Below are 19005 nucleotides of genomic sequence, written 5' to 3' on the forward strand. Positions count from 1 at the left end.
GCTTCAGGAGTGCGCTTCAGCCGACGTCGCGGTGGATTTCCTGGCCGTCGTTCGCAAATTCTTGACGATGATCGCAATCAGCGGCACCAGCACTGGCACGACGGTGCTGAGCGGATGATGCACGGCGCCTGACACCTGGGCGTGGAGCGCGCGCGCCTCGAGCTGAAGGGCTTCGATGGATGCGTCATGAATTTCGTTCGCAAGTTCGATGTCACGCCCTGACGGAGCGCGGCCGGCGATCATGAACAGAGCGGCCGCGATGGCGAAGTTGAGGGCGCCGAGGATGGCGGCTGCGGCAATCGCACTCCAGATCTGAACCAGCGCGAAATAGGCCGAGAGCTCCAGCATCAGGAGTCCGAAGGCCGCGATCAGCGCCGCGAAGGCGCGAAGGCCAAGCCCCATCAACAGATGGCGCAGCCTGATGTCCGCGATGATCCGATCGGTGCGCCACAGCACGCGCAGATGTTTCACGACATTCTCGGTATTCACCTAATGCCTCCTCAGCATGAAGCCGACCATCACGCCGAGCGCGAAGACGGAGGCGAGCGATGTGATCGGCCGATCCGCAATGAGGCCCTGAAGCTGCTCCTGCTCTTCGTCGACGGTCTCGCCGAGCTCGGTGAGCGCAGCCCTGATCTGATCGGCCAGCGCCTCGGCCCGATCTTTCGAACTGTCGTAGATCTCCTCGCCGGCGGTGCTCAAAAGACGCGTGACGTCAACCTTCAGCGCTCGCAGTTCGTCGCTCATCTTGTCGCTGTCGAACATGGATTTGATATCCCCATTGATCGTCAGCGAACCTAGGATCCTCGGGCGCAACGGTACTTGATATGCGTCAAGGAGGTGCGGTGTTGCCCTGGTCTTGAGACAGGTCAACCCGGCCGCCACATGCTGGCCTAGAAATCCCGGCTGAATGGGCGCCAATCGTCCCGATGAGGTGGAAGCGTGAACCCCGAACCGCTGTTGCTGGCGACGCCGTCCGGCGATGTGCTGAAATTGCGCCCGGAAGGGCCGTGGACCGCAGCGAATGTGGTGACGCTCGAAACGCTGTCCCGGTCGGTCGGGGCGGATGTCGATCGGTCCAGAGCCGTGACCCTGGACATGTCGGGCGTCAGCGCGCTCGACACGCTCGGCGCCTGGGTCCTGGAGAAGCTGTCGCGCCGCGCTGCATCATCCGGCAGATCGGCTGAATTCGTTGGTGTCGCCGATCATTTCAGCGGCCTGATGGACGAGGTGCGCCAAGTCAACCGCGACAGGCCGGCACCCGTGGCCGTGCCGAATCCGGTTTTGCTCAGGCTCGGCGATCTCGGCAAGGCCACGGTCGGTGCGCGGGAGGACGTCACGATCTTCCTGCAAATGCTCGGCGCATTGTTCATGGCCGTGATCGGCGTGCTGCGCCGGCCACGATCGCTGCGGCTGACCTCGCTGGTCTATCAGCTTTACCGCATCGGATGGCAGGCGATTCCCATCATCGTGCTGATCACCTTCCTGATCGGCGCCATCATCGCCCAGCAGGGATTCTTCCATTTCCGCAGGTTCGGCGCGGAGTCCTACACCGTCGACATGGTCGGCATCCTGGTGCTGCGCGAGCTCGGCGTGTTGATCGTCGCCATCATGGTCGCCGGACGGTCGGGAAGCGCCTATACCGCCGAGCTCGGCTCGATGAAGATGCGCGAGGAGATCGACGCGCTCTCGACCATGGGCCTCGACCCCGTCGACGTCCTGATCCTGCCGCGCGTTGCCGCGCTCGTCATCGCGCTGCCGATCCTCGCCTTCATCGGATCGATTGCCGCGCTCTATGGCGGCGGGCTGGTCGCACAGTTCTACGGCGACATGGGACCGGCGATCTACATCGCACGGCTGCATGACGCCATTTCCATCACTCATTTCGAGGTGGGGATCCTGAAGGCGCCGTTCATGGCGCTGGTGATCGGGATCGTCGCCTGTAGCGAAGGATTGCGCGTGAAAGGCAGCGCCGAGTCGCTGGGACGGCAGACCACGACATCGGTGGTGAAGTCGATCTTCCTGGTGATCGTGCTCGACGGCCTGTTCGCGATCTTCTTCGCTTCGATTGGAATGTGACGATGGAGGAATCGCAGGAAGAGTTCGCGATCCGCGTCCGCGACCTCGTGGTCGGCTTCGGCCGCCAGATCGTGCTCGACCATCTGTCGCTCGACGTCCGCCGCGGTGAGATCCTCGGGCTGGTCGGAGCGTCCGGCGGCGGCAAGTCGGTGCTGATGCGCACTATCATCGGCCTCATCCCGCGCCGAAGCGGCACCATCGAAGTCATGGGACAGCCCATCGGCGGCCGCGCTCAAGGCGCGGCCACCACTTGGGGCATCCTGTTTCAGCAGGGCGCGCTGTTCTCATCGTTGACCGTGAGACAGAACGTCCAGTTTCCGCTGCGGGAAAATCTCGTCCTGTCGCAGGAGCTGATGGACGAGATCGCGATTGCCAAGCTCGAGATGGTCGGGCTGCGGGCGCAGGATGCGGACAAATTTCCCGCGGAGCTGTCGGGCGGCATGACCAAGCGCGTGGCGCTGGCGCGCGCTCTCGCGCTCGATCCGCCGATCCTGTTCCTGGACGAGCCGACCTCCGGCCTCGACCCGATCGCCGCCGGCGATTTCGACGCGCTGATCAAGACGCTGCAAAAGACCCTGGGCCTCACCGTGTTCATGGTCACCCACGACCTTGCGAGCCTGACCACGGTCTGCGACCGCGTGGCCGCCCTGGCCGACGGCAGGATCGTGGCGATCGGCCCGATGCGCGAACTGCTGCAATCCGAGCATCCCTGGGTGCGGGCCTATTTCCACGGCAAGCGCTCGCAGATGCTGCAACACGAAATGAGATGACACATGGAAACCCGCGCTCCTTACGTGCTGATCGGCACCTTCGTGCTGGCTGCGATCCTTGCGGTGTTCGGCTTCGTCTATTGGCTGAACAACACCGGCGGCATCGGGCCGCGCACGAACTACCACGTCCAATTCCAGGGACCGGTGCCGGGCCTGCTGGTCGGCGCCGGCGTGCTGTTCAACGGCATCCGCGTCGGCGAGGTGACCGAGCTCGGGCTCGCGCCGGATAACCCGCGTTTCGTCAATGCGACGATCTCGGTGGCCGCGGCGACGCCCGTGCGTGCCGACACCAAGGTCGGGCTCGATTTCCAGGGCTTGACCGGTGTGCCGGTGGTGACGCTGGAGGGCGGCATGATCGTCGCCAGGTCGGGCGCTAAGTCCGATGCCAAGTCCGATGCCAAGTCCGGCGAGCCGCTGACCTTGATCGCCGAGGCCGGCGCAGGCCGGAGCATGACGCAGGCGGCGCGCGATGCGCTGCGGAAGGTCGACACCGTGTTGGAGGACAATTCCGGCCCGCTAAAGGACACCATCGCCAATTTGAAGACGTTCTCCGACGGGCTCGCGCGCAACACCGGCAAGATCGACGGCATTCTGGCGGGCCTCGAGAAGATGACCGGTGGCGGAGCGCCCGCGCAGAAGGTCACCTACGACCTGCGCACGCCGAAGAATCTGGGGCCGGCCGGCAAGACGCTGTCTGCGTCACTGGCCATTCCCGAGCCGACCGCGGTCGCGATGCTCCAGACCCAGCGCATGCTGTTCTCGCCGGTCGGGGACAATCCGGGCTTTGCCGATTTCCTCTGGGCCGACAGCATTCCAAAACTGGTGCAGGCACGCCTGATCGACAGTTTCGAGAATTACGACATAGCCCACGCCCCGCTACGCACGACCGATCTCGGTCAGGCGGACTACCAGCTCCTGATCGACATCAGACGCTTTCGGATCGCGACAGACGGTGAGGCGAAAGTCGAGATCGGACTGTCGGCGCGGATCGTCGACAAGAACGGCAAGGTGATTGCCTCGCGCCTCGTTGAGACCAGCGAGAACCTCGACAAGGTCGAGCCGGCCGCTTCAGTCGCAGCGTTCGATGCCGCCTTTGCCCGGATCGCAAAGGAGCTGATCGGCTGGACCGTGCAGGCGGTGTGATGCCTGCTATTCCAGGGTCTTCAGGTAGGACAGGAGGTCGTGGATCTGGTCCGGATTGAGCTCGAAGGCGGGCATGTCGGCATGGCCGGTGTAGATACCTTCGGCCAGCGCCTCACCAAGGGTCTCGATCGGATAACGCCGATGCAGGGTGCGCAGCGCTGGCGCGCTCTTGAGCGGACTCTCGGAGACACGGTCGATCGCATGGCAGCGAGCGCAATTTGCCCGTGCAAAGGCCTTGCCGCGCTGCTCGGCAGTCGTTGCGGCTAGCGCGGGCGTGATCAGGAGCAGCCCAATCAGGCCGTGACGCAGCGCGCTTTGCAGCATGGAAAGTGATCCCCGTCGTACTCTGGAAGGACAGAATAAGGCGGGGACCTCGGCCAAAATTGATCTGAGTCAATCGGCTTTGTCACAGCGCAGTAAAATGCAGGTGCGTGGCAACTCGGCCTGGGGGCAGAGCTGGGCCGACGCTTGGAGCGGTGGATGAAGCCTTCCGTGGTCACGATTGAGCCGAACGGGCATTTCTGCAGCGATTGTGCCGTACGCGCATCGGCGGTTTGCTCGTCGCTGGATGCAGCCGAGCTCAGGGAATTCGAGCATCTGGGGCGCCGTGTCCATTTTGGCCCAGGCGAGACCGTGTTTTCCGAAGAGGACATCACGACCTCGTTCTACAACGTGCTCGAAGGCGTCATGCGGCTGTACAAGCTGCTGCCCGACGGTCGGCGGCAGATCGTGGGCTTTGCCCTGCCGGGCGATTTCCTGGGAATGAATATTTCCGGCCGCCACAATTTTTCGGCCGATGCGATCGACGCGGTGACCGTGTGCCAGTTCGCCAAAGCACCTTTCGGCCGTTTCATCGAGAGCCGGCCGCAGCTGCTCAGGCGGATCAACGAGCTGGCCATTCGCGAGCTGAGCCAAGCGCGCGACCACATGGTCCTGCTCGGCCGCCGCTCGGCGGACGAGAAGGTCGCAACGTTTCTGCTCGGCTGGCGCCAGCGTCTGTTGGCGCTCGGGGGATCGCTGGACACCGTTCCGCTTCCGATGAGCCGTCAGGACATCGCCGACTATCTCGGCCTGACCATCGAAACCGTCAGCCGCACCTTCACCAAGCTGGAGCGTCACGGTGCAATCGAGATCCTTCATGGCGGTATCAGCCTGCGCGACCCCGCGCGCGTCGAGGCCCTGGCCGCGGCCTGACATTCTGTCCGCGGCGCTCGCGGATTTTTGATCCCGATCAATGACGCCGGCCATCCGTCGCAAAATAATGCCTCAGACAATCCGGGAGAAGCATGATGCCCGCTGACGCGTTGCTGGTGACTGTCGTCGTCGTCGCGATCTTCGTCGCTTTCGCCGCAGCCTTGGCTTGGGCGGACCGGCAGACCAGCGCAGGCCGGCTCGACCCGGATTCCAAGCGCTGAAGCTCCTGAGATCGTCGTCCGATCTGACGCGCCGACCGCCGACGTTCGTCCAGAGCTCTGGCCGTGCGGCAGCGCCTCAACGCAATCACGACTTGCGCAATCTGCAACTCTGCGTCGGTCCAAATGCATCGGCGCATCCTTCGGATGGTGCCTTCCGCCTAACCACGGCGTTTTCGCGGCATTTGCCTAAAACGGCGCCCGTGCTTTCCGGTTGAAAAGCCTGATAACGTTGACTACGCAGGAACCCCAATGCCTCGCAGTCTTAGGAGCCCAGCGGCGTGCCTCAGGACAAGACCGGCGACCCCCGACAGTCAGCGGGCAACAAACTATCGGTGCTGCGCAAGCACCCGATCTTCGCGGATCTGGAGCCGGAGGCGCTCGATCAACTCTGCCGCTATGCCAAGCACACCACCGTGAAGCGTGGCGCGACGATCGCCGCCAAGGGCGATCCCGGTAACAATCTATTCGCGGTGGTCACGGGGACGGTGAAGATCTCCTCTTCGTCGCCGGATGGGCGGAATGCCATTCTCAATCTGATCGGCCCCGGAGAAATTTTTGGCGAGATTGCGGTGCTCGACGGCGCGCCCAGGTCGGCCGACGCCACCGCGAACACCAATTGCGAGCTCTACATCATCGATCGCCGGGACTTCCTGCCATTCGTGAAGAGCCAGCCGGCGCTGGCGATGAAATTCATCGAGTTGCTCTGCGCGCGCCTGCGCTGGACCAGCCAGCAGGTCGAGCAGGTGATCCTCCAGAACCTGCCGGGCCGGCTCGCCAGCGCGCTGCTCGGTCTCACCGAGGAGCGCAAGCTCGACTCCGGCAGCGGCACGCTCGCCATCACCCAGCAGGAGATCAGCGAGATGGTCGGGATGACGCGCGAGAGCATCAACAAGCAATTGCGCGCCTGGGCCGGCCGCAACTGGGTTCGTCTCGAGCACGGCGCCATCGTCGTGCTGGATACCGATGCGCTGCGCGAACTCGCCGAGAGCGGCCTTGCCGGCGAGTGATACCGTCCGCCTAAAGCGGAATGGCCTTAGGTTGGATCGATTGCCGCGGTCTCGGTGCAATCTCTCCCGCTTGCGGGAGAGGTCGCGCCGAAGGCGCGGGTGAGGGCTTTCTCCTCTAGGGGATTATCCCATCGCGGAAACACTCCCGCAAGCGGGAGAGGGAGTGCACCTCCGTTGTAGCGATCGAACTGATCTCATCACGCTCTAGCTATCGATGATGGCGACCGCGCGGGTCCAGCCCGCGGAGGCGCGTTCGATCTTCACCGGAAAGCATGAGACCGTGAACCCGGTCGAGGGCAATTGATCGAGATTGTGCAGCTTCTCGAGATGACAATAGCCGATGTGCCGTCCTGCCTTGTGGCCTTCCCAGATCAGGCCGGCATCCCTTGTTTCGGCGTATCTCTTCGCGGTGTAGACGAACGGCGCGTCCCAGCTCCAGCCATCGGTGCCGGTGAGGCGGACGCCGCGTTCGAGCAGGTACATGGTGGCTTCATAGCCCATGCCGCAGCCGGAATTGACGTAGTCGGCTTGGCCGAATTTCGCGCCGGCGCTGGTGTTGATGACGACGATCTCCAGCGGCGACAGCGTGTGCCCGATCCGTTTCAGCTCCTTCTCGACATCGTCGGCGCTCGCCACGTAGCCGTCGGGCAGATGCCGGAAGTCGAGCTTCACGCCGGGTTGAAAGCACCATTCCAGGGGCACCTCGTCGATCGTCCATGACCGTTCGCCGCGGTTCATGGTCGGATGGAAGTGCCAGGGCGCATCGAGATGTGTCCCGTTGTGGGTCGACAGCGAGACCTGTTCGACGGCCCAGCCCTGGCCGTCCGGCAGATCCTGCGCCTTGAGGCCGTCGAAGAACTGCAGCATGCGCGGCAGGCCCTGCTGGTGATCGATATATTGGATCGTCGGATGGTTGCCGGGCGGATCGGACGTCACGTCGTTTCGGAGCGGCACTGAGATATCGATCAGCTTCCGCGGCATGGGCATTCCCTCGAGATGGTCCGCTGTTTCGAACATGTTGAGGGGGCTCCGCCGCTGGCGTCAAGTAACGTGCCGGCGACGTCGAGCCAGCCCGCCGTACCCCACCCTAATGCGAATTGCGCCAGAAATTGATCGATGCAACTCTTGCATCGATCAATGCTGGATTTGGCTTGGACTCAGAATGCCGCCCGCCCTAGGGACGACATTGGCGCTTGACTTCACACCGGAAGTGGGGCGACCCAAGGCGGCCTGCAGCCGGCCCGACAACGACATAATCAACCCAGTCGACCAGGAGGAAAGCCCAGATGAAGACACTCACCGGTATCATCACAGCCGTTGCACTGGCGGTCTCAGCGCCCCTGGCGGCCGCACGCGATTTCCGCTCCGCCGACGTCCATCCCGCCGATTATCCGACCGTCGAGGCCGTCAAGTTCATGGGCAAGCAGCTCGCGGCGGCGAGCGGCGGCAAGCTCGGCGTGAAGGTGTTTCCGAACGGAGCCCTGGGATCCGAGAAGGACACCATCGAGCAGCTCAAGATCGGCGCGCTCGACATGATGCGGATCAACGCATCGCCGCTGAACAACTTCGTGCCGGAAACCATCGCGTTGTGCCTGCCTTTCGTCTTCCGCGATACGCAGCACATGCGCACCGTCCTCGATGGTCCCATCGGCGACGAGATCCTGGCAGCGATGGAGCCCGCGGGATTGGTCGGACTTGCCTATTACGACAGCGGCGCCCGGTCCATCTACACCGTCAAGGCACCGGTCAAGTCGCTTGCCGACCTCAAGGGCCTGAAGATCCGCGTCCAGCAATCCGACCTGTGGGTTGGCATGATCCAGAGCCTCGGGGCCAACCCGACGCCGATGCCCTATGGCGAGGTCTATACCGCGCTCAAGACCGGCCTCGTGGACGCTGCCGAGAACAACTGGCCGTCCTACGAGTCCTCGCGCCATTTCGAGGCCGCCAAGTTCTACAACGTCACCGAGCACTCGCTGGCGCCGGAAGTTCTCGTGATGTCGAAGAAGGTCTGGGACACGCTGAGCAAGGAGGATCAGGCCATGATCCGCAAGGCGGCCAAGGAATCGGTGCCCGTCATGCGCAAGCTCTGGGATGAGCGCGAGCAGGCCGCCCGCAAGACCGTCGAGGCCGCCGGCGTTCAGGTCGTGACCATCGCCAACAAGGCGGAGTTCGTCGACGCGATGAAGCCGGTGTACACGAAGTTCGCCGGTGACGAGAAGCTCCAGAGCCTCGTCAAGCGCATCCAGGACACGAAGTAAACACAGCGGTGTCGGGTCCGGAGTCGCCCAGTTGCGGCACCGGACCCTCGCGAGGGAGGCGCGGGATGACAGACCCACACGTCGCAAGCCACGAGCACGAGGCGGTCACTGGTCGCCCGTCCACCGGATTGCTGTCGCGGATCAATGCTCCCGTCGCGCGCGCGGGCATGTATCTGTCCGTGGCCGGCCTGCTCGTCATCGTCGTCATCGTGTTCTACCAGGTGTTCGGACGTTACGTGCTCAATTCCAGCCCGACCTGGACGGAGAACCTTGCGCTGGTCCTGATCCTGTATGTCACCTTGATCGGCGCCGCCGTCGGCGTGCGCGATGCCGGACACATCGGGATGGACAGTCTCTTGGTGATGCTTCCGGATCACATGCGGGAGAAGATCGAGCTCGTGATCCACGTCCTGGTGGCCGTGTTCGGCATTGCGATGGCCTACAATGGCTGGATCCTCGGGGCGTCGGTCGGAACCGTGAAGATCCCCAATCTCGGTCTGCCCGAGGTGATCCGCTACGTGCCGCTGATCGCCTCCGGCATCCTGATCATCTCCTTTTCAATCGAGCACATCATTGCTCTCTTGCGCGGCGAAGAGGTCGTCCCCTCATGGAACTGATCATCCTCGGCGCCACCTTCTTCGGCTTCCTGATCCTCGGCGTCCCCGTCGCCTTCGCGATCGGCCTCTCGGCGATCTGCACCATCCTCTACGAAGGCCTGCCGGTCGCCGTCATCTTCCAGCAGATGATGTCGGGGATGAACATCTTCTCGTTCCTCGCCATTCCGTTCTTCGTCTTCAGCGGTGAGCTGATGCTGCATGGCGGCGTCGCCGACAAGATCGTGCAGCTCGCCAAGAACCTCGTCGGGCACATCCGCGGCGGGCTCGGCATGTCGAACGTGGTCGCCTGCACCCTGTTCGGCGGCGTCTCCGGCTCGCCCGTCGCCGACGTGTCGGCGATGGGCGCGGTGATGATCCCGATGATGAAGAAGGAGGGTTTCGACACCGACTACGCCGTCAACGTCACCACCCATGCCTCGCTGGTCGGAGCCTTGATGCCGACCAGTCACAACATGATCATCTATGCCCTTGCCGCGGGCGGCAAGGTCTCGATCGGCGCGCTGATCGCCGCCGGCCTGCTGCCGGCGCTCGTGCTGATGGTCTGCATGCTGGTCGCTGCTTACGCGGTCGCGGTGAAGCGCGGCTATCCGGCCGGCAAGTTTCCGGGCTGGGCCGAGGTTTTCCGCTCGCTCGCGGCCGCGCTGCCGGGCCTTCTGATCGTCGGCATCATCCTGGCCGGCATCCTGTCCGGCGTCTTCACGGCAACCGAATCCGCAGCTGTCGCGGTCACCTATACGATCCTGCTGACCTTCTTCATCTACCGCACCATGACCTGGGGCAACTTCCTGCGCGCCGCCTCCAAGGCGGTGAAGACGACGGGCGTGGTGCTGCTGCTGATCGGCGTCTCCACCATGTTCCAGTATCTGATGGGGCTTTACGAGGTGGCCGATCTTGCCGGCGAGATGATGAGCAAGGTCTCCACGCAGCCCTGGATGATCTTCCTGCTCATCAACGTCATCCTGTTCGTGCTCGGCACGTTCATGGACATGGCCGCGACCATCCTGATCTGCACCCCGATCTTCCTGCCGATCGCGATGAAGGCGGGCATGGATCCGGTGCAGTTCGGCATGCTGATGCTGATCAATTGCGCCCTCGGGCTGAACACGCCGCCGGTCGGAACGACGCAATTCGTGGGCTGCGCCATCGGCGGCATCTCGGTCGGCGCCGTGATGCGTACCATCCTGCCGTTCTATGCCGCGCTGATCGCAGCACTGATGTTCGTGACCTACGTCCCTGCATTCTCGCTGTGGCTGCCGCGCCTGCTGATGGGCTACAAGGGCTAGCAGCACCAGGGAGAAGCCATCAGTGACGGACTATCGCAAGCTCTTCGATCTCACCGGCAAGACCGCAGTCGTCCTCGGTGCCGCATCCGGCATCGGCAAATCGTCGGCCGAGGCGCTGGCCGCGCTGGGCGCCCGCGTCGTCTGCGCCGACCGCGCGCTCGACGCGGCGGAGGCGACCGCCGCCGGCATTCGCGACAAGGGTGGCTGGGCGGAAGCGGCTAGCTGCGACGCCGCAAGTGCTGCGGACGTCAACGCGCTGGCCAAAACCGTGATGCAGAAGTTTCCGCGGCTCGACATCGCCGTGACGACGCCCGGTCTCAACATCCGCAAGACCATCCTCGACTACACCGAGGAGGATCTCGATCGCGTCCTGAACCTCAACGTCAAGGGCACGGTCTGGTTCTTCCAGGCTTTTGGCCGCATCATGGTCGAGCAGAAGGGCGGCAGCATCATCGCCTGCTCCTCGGTGCGCGCGGTCACCATCGAGCCGGGCCTCGGCGTCTACGGCTCGACCAAGGCGGCGATCGGCCTTTTGGTGAAGGGCTTTGCCTCCGAGGTGGGCCATGCCGGCGTGCGCGTCAATGCGATTGCGCCGAGCATCGCCGAGACCGCGCTGACCGGCCCGTTCAAGCAGCGCCCCGACATCTATAATCTCTACGCCGGCCACACCGTGTTCAATCGCTGGAGCAGCGCCGACGAGGTCGCCACCGCTGTCGCCTATCTCGGCTCGGATGCCGCGAGCTATGTCAGCGGCAGCACGCTGTTCGTCGATGGCGGCTGGACTGCCGTCGACGGCCCGCCGACCGGGCTGACCCAGCTGCACAAATAGGGGCGGTCATCGGCATCTAGCCGGCAAAGCCCACGCGTTGGCGCAGCTCCTTCCGATCTGCGCTGGTCAGCAGCGCGATCAGGGCGGCCGCCTCCTTTGGGTGTGCGGCCCGCGCCGTGACGCCGGCCGTGTACATCGTCACGAGCTCGCAGCCCGGCGGCAGCGATCCCGACAGCGCGATGCCGTCGGTCGCGATGATCTCGGTCGCCTGCGTGCAGCCGATCGGTCTTTGCGCGGTGGATGCCGCAAGCTCCCGCATCGCGGTTGCGCCGTTCGGAAAGATCTTGAGGCGTGAGGCAACCTCATAGGCGATGCCGAGCTGATCCAGCACTTTTGCGACGTGCTGTCCCGCCGTGGACGCCTTCGTGTCCGGAACGTAGATGGCATCTGCGGAGCGCAAAACCTCACGCAAATCGGCTTCGCTCTTCACCGTCACCCTGGGATCGCGGCTGCGGACGGCCAGCGCGGTTTCGACGCGGCCGACATCGGCGATCGAGGAGGGGAGGACGAGCTTTTCCTGGGCGAGCTTGGCAAGAAGCGCTTGCGTCAGGATCACGAGATCCGCCTGCGCTCCCGCCCGCAGCTTGTCGGCCATGAACCCGACCGCGCCGAACTCGCCGTCGATACTGAGGCCGGTCTGCGCCTTGAAGGCATCGGTAAGACCGCGCACCAGCCCCTGCGCCGCGCCGCCGCTCAAAATGTTCACTGTCGTCACGATGCAAGCTCCGCCGCTGCAATGATCCTGTCGCGCGTGATCGGTAGGTCGCGCACGCGCACGCCGAGGCAGTCATAGACCGCATTGGCGATCGCTGCCGTCACCGGGCCGTGCGCGGCCTCACCGGCGCCGACCGGCTCGATCTCCGGCCGCTGGATGATCTCGACATCCACCGCCGGCACCTCGCTGAACCTCAGGATCGGATAGTCGGTCCAGGAGGTCGAGGTGATGCGCGTCCGGTCGAAGCGGACACGCTCCTTCAGCACCCAGCTCGTTGCCTGGATCGCGCCGCCCTCGATCTGGTTGATGACACCGTCGGGATTGATGGCCTCGCCGACATCGACAGCGAGCGTCAGCCGCTTCACGCGGATGTCGTCGGCGCCTTCGATCTCGGCAATCGCGGCGCAATAGGCTCCCATGTTCTTGTAGCGCGCAAACCCGACGCCGTGACCGATGCCGGTTCGCTTCTGCGGCTTCCACGCGGCACGTCGCGCGGCAGCGCGGATGACGTCCTTGGCGCGCTCGTCGCGCAGATGACGCAAGCGGAATGCGATCGGGTCCTCGCCGCGCAGGGCGGCGATCTCGTCGAGCAGGGACTCGATGGCGAACACGTTGCCTTGCGCGCCGAGGGTCCGCAGCGCTGAGGTGCGCACCGGCATCGTCAGCAGCCGGTGGCTCGTGATCGTCCAGGCCGGGAGATCATAGAGTGGAACGGCGTTGCGATCAGCGCCGCCGCCATTCGCAGCCGGTGGGTTGGACGAGATCATGCGCGGGTACGGGTTTGCGATCTCGGTTGCGGCAAGCAGCGCAGGCTGCGCCGCGCGCCCCGGCCGCGCCGCATGGCCATTGCTCCAGATCGCATGGCGCCAGCCGGTGATCTCGTTGTCGGCATCGAGATCGACCTCGATCTCGATGGCCATGGCCGCGCCGAACGGTGCGTGGGTCATCTCATCGTGGCGCGACCATTGCGCCCGCACCGGACGGCCACCGGCCGCCTTTGCCAGCAGCGCGGCATCGAGCGCGACGTCGTCGGCCGCATTGTGCCCGTAGCAGCCGGCGCCCTCCAAGTGCTCGACGACGATATTCTCGGCCGGCAGCTTGAGCACGATCGCAAGATCGGCGCGCAGCAGATAGACACCCTGGCTGTGGGTCCAGACATGGACGCGATCGCCATCCCATTGCGCCATGGCGCAGGACGGCGCGATCGAGCCGTGTGCGATGTAGGGGCGGGTGTATTGCCGGCGCAGGGTTTGGGCCGGCCTGTCCGTCGCCGCTGTCCTGGTATCGATGACATCAGTCTCGACCGGCTGGCTCCTCAAAAAGCCCGCGAGATCGTCTTCGTCGGGCAGCGGATCGCCGGTCGACCATGTCGCGCTCTTGCCCAGGGCTTTCACCGCGGCTTCCGCCGCGGCCTCGCCATCGGCAACGACGCCGGCAAAATCGCCGTCGCGGACGATCGCGACGAGGCCAGGGACAGCGCGTGCAGCCGTTTCGTCGAGTGCAATCATTTTTGCGCCCGAGACGTCCGGCCGCAGCACGCGTCCGTGCAAAAGGCCCGGCAACGCAAAATCGTGGATGAAGCGTGGCTGCGCGAACACCTTGTCGGGAATGTCGATGCGCTGGACCGAATGCCCGGCGAGGTCGCGCTCGGCGGTGCTCTTCGCTGTCGCGCCCGCGGTCGCGTCGTGATCAAGAGAAACCTCACCAGCCAGCTCCCAATAGCTGGTCCTGACATTGCCCGGTCCCGAGATCGTTCCGTCGTCGATACCGAGCAGCGCCGCATCGACGCCGAGGCGCTCCGATGCAGCAGTGAGAAAGCGCTGGCGCACCTCGGCACAGGCGTGGCGCAGCGCGCGGCCGGATTGCTGAATCGACAGGCTGCCCGAGGTGACGCCTTCGTTCGGGCTCGTCGCCGTCGAGGCGCGGATCATCTCGATCCTGATGATATCGACATCGAGCTCGTCCGCCGCAATTTGCGCCAGCGCCGTGACGATGCCCTGGCCGATCTCGACCTTGCCCGGCGAGATCGCCACGCGGCCTTCGCCGGTGAACCGCACCCAGGACGACAGTCTTGGATTGGCTACGAGGCTAACCGGTAGTTTCGGGGCGGGGGACGGCACATTCATGACGTCGCCATCTCCGATGCTGCCCGCAGCACCGCGCGGACCATGCGGTTGTGCGATCCGCAGCGGCACAGATTGCGATCCAGCGCGGCTCTGACCTCGGCCTCCGTCGGTGACGGATTGCGCTTCAGCAGCGCCGCCGCGCTGATCAGGATCCCCGAGACGCAATAGCCGCATTGCATCGCCTGCTCGGAGATGAAGGCGCGTTGCAGCGGGTGGGGCTTCTCCGCTGTGCCAAGGCCCTCCACCGTGACGACGTCCTTGCCCGCAACCGACCACATCGGCATGTCGCATGAAGCCATCGCGCGGCCGTCGACCATGACGTAGCAGGCGCCGCACTCACCGGCGCCGCAGCCGAAATGCGCACCGGTGACAGCGAGCCGGCTGCGCAGCACGTCGAGCAGCGTCTGGTCCGGATCGGCATCCACAGTAGCGGCTGCGCCGTTGAGCTGGAATTGAATGGCAGGCATTCTCGCGCTAAGGCCTCACGACTTGTCGAACTTCTTGACGACGTCGGCCCATTTCTCGATGTCGCCGCGCAGGAAGTTTTCGAACTGTTCCGGCGTCATCGACATGGGCACGGCGCCCTGTTCTGTCCAGAGCTTGACGATGTCGGGCCGCTTCACCATTGCGTTGACGGCCGCATTGAGCTTGTCGATCACAGGCTTCGGCGTACCCGCGGGAGCCATCAGGCCTAGCCAGATCGTCGCCTCGTAGCCGGGCACACCGGCCTCGATCGCCGTCGGCACGTTCGGCAGCACGGCCGAGCGCTGCTTGCCGGTGGTGGCGAGCGCGCGCACCTGGTTCTCGCCGATGTTCGGCGCCATTGCCGGCACTGCGTCGATCATCATCTGCACCTGTCCGCCGATCACGCCGCTGCGCGCCTCGCCGCTATTACGATAGGGCACGTGGACGATCCCGACGCCGGCCATGGCTTTGAACAGCTCGCCGGCCATGTGATAGGGCGTGCCCTGGCCGGAGGAGGCGTAGTTCAATTTGCCCGGCTGCGCCTTGGCGAGCGCGATGAACTCTTGCAGCGTCTTCGCTGCGACTTGCGGGTTCACCACGATGACGAGATCGGAATAGTTCACCGGCGCGATCGGCGCGAGGTCGCGCATCAGCTCGTATTTGCGCTTGTCGGGTGTCAGCAGCGATTCATTCGCGGTCTGGGTGTTGGACATCATCAGCAGCGTGTAGCCGTCGGCGGGCGACTTCGCCGCTTCGACCGTGCCGATGACGCCACCTGCTCCTGTTCGGTTCTCGATCACGAAGGGCTGGCCGAAGCTCTCCTGGAGCACGTTGCCGATCAGCCGGGCCGCGACGTCGGCCGGCCCGCCAGCGCCAAAGGGCACCACGATCCGGACTGCGCGGGTGGGATAATCCTGTGCCAATGAGGGAGCTTCGGAGAAGGCGCCGAGCAGGCCGACGGCGACCAGCAGCACGAACCTTCGGGCTTTCATGCCCACCTCCCTGATGTCGTTCTTGTTGGCCGGCACTGTAGCGGCAGGGGATGCGGACTGTCGACGGCTCACAGAGCCGATCGTGCCGGGAATATCGGGACGGCATCGGTGTGGCTGCGCCGCTCTTCGCAGTCGCGGCAGGAACCGGCCGCGCACGTGATCTGAGCAAATCGCATGGGCATTGCCGGATAAATGCCCTCGGCTGACAGGTATTTTGGTGTTACGAAATTGGCCATGAACCAGCACGCCAAGATCGAAATCCGCCATTCGACCTGTCCGCATGATTGCCCCTCGGCCTGCGCCCTCGATGTCGAGGTGGTCGAGGGCCGCAGCATCGGCCGCGTCCGCGGTTCGAAGCAGCAGACCTATACGGCCGGTGTCGTCTGCGCCAAGGTTGCCCGTTATGCCGAGCGCATCCATCACCCCGAGCGGGTGACGTTTCCGATGCGCCGCATTGGGCCGAAGGGCTCCGGGCAATTCGCGCGGATCTCCTGGGACGACGCGCTGGACGAGATTGCCGATCGCTTCAATCAAGCCGAGCGCGAGTTCGGCGCGGAATCGATCTGGCCCTATTACTACGCCGGCACGATGGGTCTCGTGATGCGCGACGGCCTCAACCGCCTCACCCATGTGAAGAAATATTCGCGCTTCTATCAGACGATCTGCGCCAATGTCGCGCGCATCGGGTTCGCGATCGGCACCGGCAAGATCGCCGGCGTCGATCCGCGCGAGATGGCGCTGTCCGACCTCGTCGTGATCTGGGGCACCAATCCCGTCAACACCCAGGTCAATGTGATGACGCACGCCTCGCGCGCGCGCAAGGAGCGCGGCGCGAAGATCGCTGCCGTCGACATCTACGACAACGAGACCATGAAGCAGGCTGACATCAAGATCATCCTGCGGCCCGGCACCGATGGCGCGTTCGCCTGCGGCGTGATGCATGTCCTATTCCGCGACGGCTATGCCGACCGCGCCTATATGGACAAATACACCGATTGTCCGAATGAGCTCGAGGCGCATCTGAAGACGCGCACACCGGAATGGGCGTCCGCCATTTGTGGCGTGCCGGTGTCGGAGATCGAGGCCTTCGCGAAGGCGGTTGGCGAGACCAAGCGCACCTTCCTCCGCTTCGGCTACGGCTTTACGCGCAGCCGCAATGGTGCCACGCAGATGCACGCGGCAAATTGCATTCCCGCAGTGACGGGCGCCTGGCAATATGAAGGCGGCGGCGCCTTCTTCAACAATTATGCGCTATGGCATTTCAACGAATCCATCATCGAAGGCCACGACGCGATCGACAAGTCCACGCGCGCGCTCGACCAGTCGCAGATCGGTCGCATCCTCACCGGCGATGCCGAAGCCCTGCAGGGCAAGGGCCCGGTCAAGGCGATGCTGATCCAGAACACCAATCCGATGACGGTGGCGCCGGAGCAGGCGCTGGTTCGGCAGGGTTTTGCGCGCGAGGACCTGTTCGTCGTGGTGCACGAGCAGTTCATGACCGAGACCGCCGAGATGGCCGATATCGTGCTCCCGGCAACCATGTTCATGGAGCATGACGATCTCTACTACGGCGGTGGCCACCAGCACATCTCGGTCGGGCCAAAGCTGATCGACCCGCCCGGCGAATGCCGCTCCAACCACGAGGTGTTGCAGGCGCTGGCGCCGCGGCTTGGCGCCAAGCATCCGGGTTTTGAGATGACGCCCCGCGAATTGATCGATGCGACGCTGAAGCTCAGCAATCACGGCGACATCGCCGGCCTTGAAGCTGATATCTGGCGCGACCTGCAGCCGGATTTCCGCACCTCGCACTATCTCGACGGCTTCGCCCATGCCGACGGGAAATTCCATTTTAGGGCGGACTGGGCGCATCCACCGTTCGGTCAGACCATGGGCGATTTCGATAAGATGCCGTCGTTGCCGGATCACTGGGCGGTGATCGAGCACACCGACCAGGCCCATCCATTCCGGCTCGCGACCAGCCCGTCGCGCAGCTTCCTCAACACCACCTTCAACGAGACGCCGTCCTCGCAGGCGCGCGAGGGCAGGGCCAGCGTCATGATCCATCCCCTCGACGCGGCCGCGCTCGACATCGCGGATGGCGATGCGGTGACACTCGGCAACGGCCGCGGCGAGACCACGCTGGTCGCAACGCTGTTCGAGGGCGTGCGGCGCGGCGTGCTCATCGCCGAATCCGTTCACCCGAACAAGGGTCATATCGGCGGCCGCGGCATCAACATGCTGACGGGCGCGGACACCATCGCGCCGATCGGCGGGGCTGCATTCCACGACAACAAGGTCTGGATCAGGAAGGCGCTCGCGGATTGAAGCGTGATCGCACGCTGATCCTTCTGCATATTGTGTCGAGGCGCTAAAGCGGCGCCTCGCCGCAGATTGCCCTTGCGCGCGCTGCCCGAGCTGCCGCAAATGACAGCAAAACGGAGCCAAGGAAGCGAGCGTGTCATGACCAACACCACAGCTGTCGTCACCGAAAAGCGCGGGCAGGCGTTCTGGATCACCATCAACCGGCCGGAGAAACGCAACGCGCTGAACGGCGAGGTCATCGCCGGCATCACCAAGGGCTATCGCGACGCGCATGACGACAAGGACATCCGCGTCATAGTGCTGACGGGCGCGGGCGACAAGGCGTTCTGCGCGGGCGCCGACCTGCAGAATTCCGGCGCGGCCTTCGCGATGGATCATTCCAAACCAAATGTCGACTATGCCGATCTGCTACGTTTGTCACAGAACGCCACCAAGCCAGCGATTGCGCGGGTCGGTGGCGTCTGCATGGCCGGCGGCATGGGCCTTTTGTGCATGACCGACATGGCGGTTGCGGCCGACCACGTCGTCTTCGGCCTGCCGGAGGTGAAGGTCGGCGTGTTCCCGATGCAGGTGCTGAGCCTGCTGCAGAGCATCGCGCCGCCGCGGCTCGTCAACGAATGGGCGCTAACGGGCGAACCGTTCGACGCCAAGGCCGCGCAGGCCGCGGGCCTCCTCAACTACGTCGTGCCCACGGCCGAGTTAGATGCCAAGGTCGATTGGCTGATCGGCCGCATCGTCGACAAATCGCCAACCGCGATCCGCCGCGGCAAGTATGCCATGCGCGCCATCGCCTCGATGTCGTTCGACGAGAGCATCGCCTACACCGAAAGCCAGATCGCGCTGCTTGCAATGACCGAAGATGCCAAGGAAGGGCTGAAGGCGTTCAGCGAGAAGCGCAAGCCGGTCTGGACGGGGAGGTGAGGGCGGAACTCTTAGTCAGCGTCGGGGCCCCCCGGGGCCCGGCCGCGCCGGCGAGGGCCGTTT

General features: G+C 64.5%; 20 protein-coding genes. 12 read left to right on the forward strand and 8 right to left on the reverse strand.

The genetic code is table 11. The features are described from left to right. Window positions 1–3: 3 nt before the first annotated feature. The gene (locus AAE027_RS34080; protein ID WP_370989700.1) at window positions 4–489 is read right to left on the reverse strand and encodes a phage holin family protein; all 486 of its coding nucleotides are present in this window, start codon (window positions 487–489) and stop codon (window positions 4–6) included. Continuing rightward, window positions 490–765, reverse strand: a complete 276-nt coding sequence (locus AAE027_RS34085) for a hypothetical protein (RefSeq protein WP_091890004.1) — start codon at window positions 763–765, stop codon at window positions 490–492. 177 nt (window positions 766–942) lie between these two features. Between AAE027_RS34085 and AAE027_RS34090 the strand changes: the two genes are divergently transcribed. Genes AAE027_RS34090 through AAE027_RS34100 form a run of 3 tightly spaced genes read left to right on the forward strand, consistent with a single transcriptional unit; the run spans window position 943 to window position 3992 of the window. Continuing rightward, the gene (locus tag AAE027_RS34090) at window positions 943–2079 is read left to right on the forward strand and encodes an ABC transporter permease (protein WP_370989699.1); all 1137 of its coding nucleotides are present in this window, start codon (window positions 943–945) and stop codon (window positions 2077–2079) included. 2 nt (window positions 2080–2081) lie between these two features. Continuing rightward, complete coding sequence (locus AAE027_RS34095; RefSeq protein WP_176945709.1) at window positions 2082–2849, forward strand: ABC transporter ATP-binding protein; 768 nt, start codon at window positions 2082–2084, stop codon at window positions 2847–2849. 3 nt (window positions 2850–2852) lie between these two features. Further along, window positions 2853–3992 (forward strand): ABC-type transport auxiliary lipoprotein family protein, encoded by a 1140-nt coding sequence (locus tag AAE027_RS34100; RefSeq protein ID WP_370989698.1) that lies wholly within the window; start codon window positions 2853–2855, stop codon window positions 3990–3992. A 6-nt stretch (window positions 3993–3998) separates the two neighbouring features. Here the strand turns inward: AAE027_RS34100 and AAE027_RS34105 are convergent, their stop codons facing one another. Next, window positions 3999–4316: a c-type cytochrome gene (locus AAE027_RS34105; RefSeq protein WP_128932586.1), complete on the reverse strand. Its 318-nt coding sequence runs from the start codon at window positions 4314–4316 to the stop codon at window positions 3999–4001. A 156-nt stretch (window positions 4317–4472) separates the two neighbouring features. Between AAE027_RS34105 and AAE027_RS34110 the strand changes: the two genes are divergently transcribed. The 3 genes from AAE027_RS34110 (at window position 4473) to AAE027_RS34120 (ending at window position 6414) form a co-directional block, all read left to right on the forward strand. Then, window positions 4473–5186, forward strand: coding sequence for a helix-turn-helix domain-containing protein (locus AAE027_RS34110; protein ID WP_370989697.1), 714 nt, complete (start codon window positions 4473–4475; stop codon window positions 5184–5186). A 92-nt stretch (window positions 5187–5278) separates the two neighbouring features. Further along, window positions 5279–5407, forward strand: a complete 129-nt coding sequence (locus AAE027_RS34115; RefSeq protein WP_256477624.1) for a hypothetical protein — start codon at window positions 5279–5281, stop codon at window positions 5405–5407. Between the two features lie 278 nt (window positions 5408–5685). Next, window positions 5686–6414 (forward strand): Crp/Fnr family transcriptional regulator, encoded by a 729-nt coding sequence (locus AAE027_RS34120; protein WP_091890023.1) that lies wholly within the window; start codon window positions 5686–5688, stop codon window positions 6412–6414. A 204-nt stretch (window positions 6415–6618) separates the two neighbouring features. Here AAE027_RS34120 and AAE027_RS34125 read toward each other — a convergent pair whose 3' ends face one another. After that, window positions 6619–7395 carry a cyclase family protein gene (locus tag AAE027_RS34125; protein WP_370989781.1) on the reverse strand — a complete coding sequence of 259 codons (777 nt, stop codon included), beginning with the start codon at window positions 7393–7395 and terminating at the stop codon, window positions 6619–6621. 305 nt (window positions 7396–7700) lie between these two features. Here AAE027_RS34125 and AAE027_RS34130 point away from each other — a divergent pair, with 305 nt between their 5' ends. The 4 genes from AAE027_RS34130 to AAE027_RS34145 all read left to right on the forward strand — a co-directional run bounded on the left by AAE027_RS34130 (window position 7701) and on the right by AAE027_RS34145 (window position 11401). After that, the gene (locus AAE027_RS34130; protein ID WP_370989696.1) at window positions 7701–8672 is read left to right on the forward strand and encodes a TRAP transporter substrate-binding protein; all 972 of its coding nucleotides are present in this window, start codon (window positions 7701–7703) and stop codon (window positions 8670–8672) included. Window positions 8673–8737: 65 nt separating this feature from the next. Further along, window positions 8738–9289, forward strand: a complete 552-nt coding sequence (locus AAE027_RS34135) for a TRAP transporter small permease (RefSeq protein ID WP_128932589.1) — start codon at window positions 8738–8740, stop codon at window positions 9287–9289. Then, on the forward strand, window positions 9280–10572 hold the full coding sequence (locus AAE027_RS34140) for a TRAP transporter large permease (RefSeq protein ID WP_128932590.1): 1293 nt from the start codon (window positions 9280–9282) through the stop codon (window positions 10570–10572). Before AAE027_RS34135 ends, AAE027_RS34140 begins: the two co-directional genes overlap by 10 nt. A gap of 22 nt (window positions 10573–10594) precedes the next feature. Beyond that, on the forward strand, window positions 10595–11401 hold the full coding sequence (locus tag AAE027_RS34145) for an SDR family NAD(P)-dependent oxidoreductase (RefSeq protein WP_370989695.1): 807 nt from the start codon (window positions 10595–10597) through the stop codon (window positions 11399–11401). A 16-nt stretch (window positions 11402–11417) separates the two neighbouring features. Here the strand turns inward: AAE027_RS34145 and AAE027_RS34150 are convergent, their stop codons facing one another. From AAE027_RS34150 to AAE027_RS34165, 4 genes are read right to left on the reverse strand one after another with little or no spacing between them, the layout of a single operon-like run. After that, window positions 11418–12116, reverse strand: a complete 699-nt coding sequence (locus AAE027_RS34150; RefSeq protein ID WP_370989694.1) for a molybdate ABC transporter substrate-binding protein — start codon at window positions 12114–12116, stop codon at window positions 11418–11420. Next, complete coding sequence (locus AAE027_RS34155) at window positions 12113–14242, reverse strand: xanthine dehydrogenase family protein molybdopterin-binding subunit (protein WP_370989693.1); 2130 nt, start codon at window positions 14240–14242, stop codon at window positions 12113–12115. The genes AAE027_RS34150 and AAE027_RS34155 overlap by 4 nt, the downstream gene beginning before the upstream one ends. Further along, window positions 14239–14709: a (2Fe-2S)-binding protein gene (locus tag AAE027_RS34160; RefSeq protein ID WP_370989692.1), complete on the reverse strand. Its 471-nt coding sequence runs from the start codon at window positions 14707–14709 to the stop codon at window positions 14239–14241. The genes AAE027_RS34155 and AAE027_RS34160 overlap by 4 nt, the downstream gene beginning before the upstream one ends. A gap of 15 nt (window positions 14710–14724) precedes the next feature. Further along, a complete protein-coding gene (locus AAE027_RS34165; RefSeq protein WP_370989691.1) occupies window positions 14725–15699 on the reverse strand; it encodes a Bug family tripartite tricarboxylate transporter substrate binding protein in 975 nt (324 codons plus the stop codon). A 234-nt stretch (window positions 15700–15933) separates the two neighbouring features. On the opposite strand from AAE027_RS34165, the gene AAE027_RS34170 reads away from it, so the two are divergent. Both AAE027_RS34170 and AAE027_RS34175 read left to right on the forward strand, forming a co-directional pair. Beyond that, on the forward strand, window positions 15934–18024 hold the full coding sequence (locus AAE027_RS34170; protein ID WP_370989690.1) for a molybdopterin oxidoreductase family protein: 2091 nt from the start codon (window positions 15934–15936) through the stop codon (window positions 18022–18024). A 135-nt stretch (window positions 18025–18159) separates the two neighbouring features. Then, on the forward strand, window positions 18160–18942 hold the full coding sequence (locus AAE027_RS34175; protein WP_370989689.1) for an enoyl-CoA hydratase/isomerase family protein: 783 nt from the start codon (window positions 18160–18162) through the stop codon (window positions 18940–18942). Window positions 18943–19005 lie beyond the last annotated feature (63 nt).

This window comes from Bradyrhizobium sp. DN3 (assembly GCF_041357655.1).
Lineage (GTDB): Bacteria > Pseudomonadota > Alphaproteobacteria > Rhizobiales > Xanthobacteraceae > Bradyrhizobium.